The 2,746-nt window shown below is 46.5% G+C and carries 4 protein-coding genes; 2 read left to right on the top strand and 2 right to left on the bottom strand.

Features of this window, described 5'->3' with window-relative positions:
• Positions 1-120: 120 nt before the first annotated feature.
• Positions 121-306 (bottom strand): hypothetical protein, encoded by a 186-nt coding sequence (locus tag QXT17_RS10030; protein WP_020963115.1) that lies wholly within the window; start codon positions 304-306, stop codon positions 121-123.
• 124 nt (positions 307-430) lie between these two features.
• Between QXT17_RS10030 and QXT17_RS10025 the strand changes: the two genes are divergently transcribed.
• Positions 431-1,135 carry an HAD family hydrolase gene (locus QXT17_RS10025; RefSeq protein WP_052886638.1) on the top strand — a complete coding sequence of 235 codons (705 nt, stop codon included), beginning with the start codon at positions 431-433 and terminating at the stop codon, positions 1,133-1,135.
• A gap of 79 nt (positions 1,136-1,214) precedes the next feature.
• The gene (locus tag QXT17_RS10020; RefSeq protein ID WP_148682137.1) at positions 1,215-1,457 is read left to right on the top strand and encodes a division/cell wall cluster transcriptional repressor MraZ; all 243 of its coding nucleotides are present in this window, start codon (positions 1,215-1,217) and stop codon (positions 1,455-1,457) included.
• 92 nt (positions 1,458-1,549) lie between these two features.
• Here the strand turns inward: QXT17_RS10020 and QXT17_RS10015 are convergent, their stop codons facing one another.
• The gene (locus QXT17_RS10015; RefSeq protein ID WP_020963112.1) at positions 1,550-2,347 is read right to left on the bottom strand and encodes a carbon-nitrogen hydrolase family protein; all 798 of its coding nucleotides are present in this window, start codon (positions 2,345-2,347) and stop codon (positions 1,550-1,552) included.
• Positions 2,348-2,746 lie beyond the last annotated feature (399 nt).

Raw genomic sequence — 2,746 nt, 5'->3', positions numbered from 1 at the left:
TTTCTATGTTGTCTTCCAAGACCTTGTATCTCGCCGGGTTCTTTTCGACTGCATAAATGTAGACCTTGTCATTGTCCTCGAAGTTGAACACGCCGTGAATTATCCATAGGGTAGAATAGCCTATTCCGGCCCCGCGTCTACAAATATTTTGCCTCCCAGGGTTCTAACGTAGTATGCCAACGCAGATAAGACAGCTCCGTCTTCCCGATTAATTAAGGGGATCCCGTATCGTTTTGAAAGTTTTTCTAAGAGAAGTAATTCCTCTGAGAGACTGTCAAAAGAACTCGGAAGGTCTTTTCCCTGCATGAAACATCTACCCCCTATGGTTTATTGCTGGCTATAGGGTTTAATAGTTCTGCGTCTGCCTGAAACACGTTCCTTCTTTACGGGAGAGAATATCTTTATTAGTTTGTACTAGAGGTAAAACACTGTGACACTTGTATCCTTTGACGTGTGGGGTACACTGCTCTACATAGACCCTTATTACAGGGCGGCGGCCGAGGCTCTAGGCAAGCTTAGAGGCTTAAGCTTTGAGGAGGCTTACGGCTTTATAAAGCGTGGCTACGAGGAGGTAAAGAGGGCACGGAAGCTTGGGCTCATAGACGACGAGAGCATCGTTGACAGCTCGATAGGGATAGCTCTTTCAGTAGGCTCGCTACAAATTTCCAGGTACGACATATTTTCTGCTTTTGCGATTGCCGTGAACAAGGTTAGAGGAGAAGAACTACTGATCCAAGGCAGTATCGAGACCCTTGAGAGGCTGGAGAATGACGGCTTTACACTTGCAGTGACAAGCAATGTTATCTACTGGCCTGGCTACGTTACCAGGATACTAGTGGACAAGGCGGGACTGTCAAAGTTCTTCAAGGTACAAGTTTACGCGGACGAGGTACGCTGCCTAAAGCCCGGGCAACGCATATTTAGGGAGGTTTTAACACTTACTGGGAGCAGGCCCTCTGAGGCATATCATGTCGGCGACAGCCCAGCCGAGGACCTTGCGGGTGCAGTTGCCAGCGGACTTGGAGGAATACTCATAGACAGCAACCAGCAAGACCCATACGTAAACAGGCCTCTCAGGATAGCTATCGTTAAAAGTATAGCAGATGTCCCTAAAGCCATAAGCATGCTTTCATAAACTACCTCTGCAGAGCTACGCTAGAAGCTCCACCTAGTTTTTTAAATTCCATGCTTCACTGAAATTGCTTACATGGAAAATGAGCATCGTCAAAGTTGATAGGAGGGGTAGAATAACCTTGCCAAAAAAGCTAAGAGAATCTTTAGGCATTGGAGAAAAAGTCCTTATAATGAATATGGGAGACCATCTTCAAATAATTCCACTCCCCTCGGATCCATTTGAAGCGCTTGAGGATACCCTTAGCATTAACAAGACATTTAAAGAGCTGAGAAAACAGGCTGAATTGGTTGCCGAAAAGGACGCAACCGATGAGTTGAGTTAAATGCCACGAATAGAAAACGATGCATGCGCCCAGATTACAATTCAAGAATAATCATTTCAAAATCGTCTCAAATTTCACTTTCCCCGAACTTTCTATTTTCCTTCTTTGATCCACTCTCTATACAGGTCGAGTCTAAGAAGTTTATCAATGGGTATTTTTTCCCTAGCCTGGCTTACTTCTGTTGGGTCTATGTCTACTAGGAGGCTTCTCTCTGCTTCGCCGAGGTCGACCAAGATGTGTCCCATCGGTGTTGCGACTAGGCTGTGGCCGGCAAAGTGGTCCCCGGTCTGGTCTACGGCTACGAGGAAGCTTACGTTTTCATGCGCCCTAGCGGATGTGAGCGACTTCCACTGGTCCACCTTGTGGGGGCCTTTGTACCACGCTGATGGGACTATGAAGAGGTTTGCTCCTCTTAGCATCATTGCCCTGAAGAGCTCTGGGAACCTTAAGTCGAAGCAGACTGCTAGACCTATCGTGAAGCCTTTAAAATGTGCAGTGGCAACCTCGTTTCCCCTCGCGAAGACGTCTGATTCCCTGTAGCCGTATGCATCGAAGAGGTGGATTTTCCTGTAGACTGCACTGACTTTTCCGTTTACCGCTAGGACTGCTGCGTTGCTAACTCCGTTGGTGTCCTTTAGGTACATGCTGAAGACGACTCCTACCCCGTATTCTTCGCTTTTTGAGATAATCTTTGAGGCGAATTCCCCTCCAAGTGGTTCACCGAAGCTGTAGACAAGCTCCCTAGTCACGTTACCGTCCCTTGTACCCATTAGGTATTCTGGGAAAACATGGAGGTCCGCGTCAAACGAGTCTATCTTTTCCAGTACTTTTCTCAAGTTTTCCTCCTTGTTTCCAGAAACGACTAGTTGATGGAGTGCTACACGCATCATGAATAGATAATTCATTGGTTTCTGGATAAATTTTGCGATAAAGCCGAGACTTGCACCGGATACCCAATCTTAAGTCTATGTTTAGAAGCCAGAAAGAAGAGAACAAAAATATATTGATGCAAAGGTCTATATCCTTGTGCTGAGGAAGAGACGAGCTGATAAGTGATGAGGACTACCTGCTACTGAGCCCGCTACAGATTTATATCTTTGCACAGGTATTTTTCCTATGGATATCCGTGCAGAGCTTCCCGGAAAAATCGTCGTTAAGCCGGGGGCAAAGGACTCGCTTCCCGAGATCATAGAGTCTCTGGGATGCACGAACATCGTCGTGGTTACTGATAGGAATCTGTGGTCAATGCTCGGAAGAGAGCTTGAGAACATTTTTGGCGGGAGAGGAAT

It is taken from the genome of Thermofilum sp. (assembly GCF_038871435.1).
Taxonomy (GTDB): Archaea; Thermoproteota; Thermoprotei; order Thermofilales; family Thermofilaceae; genus Thermofilum; species Thermofilum adornatum.
The sequence above is the reverse complement of the archived record's forward strand: the minus strand, read 5'-3'. Positions and strand labels throughout refer to the sequence as shown.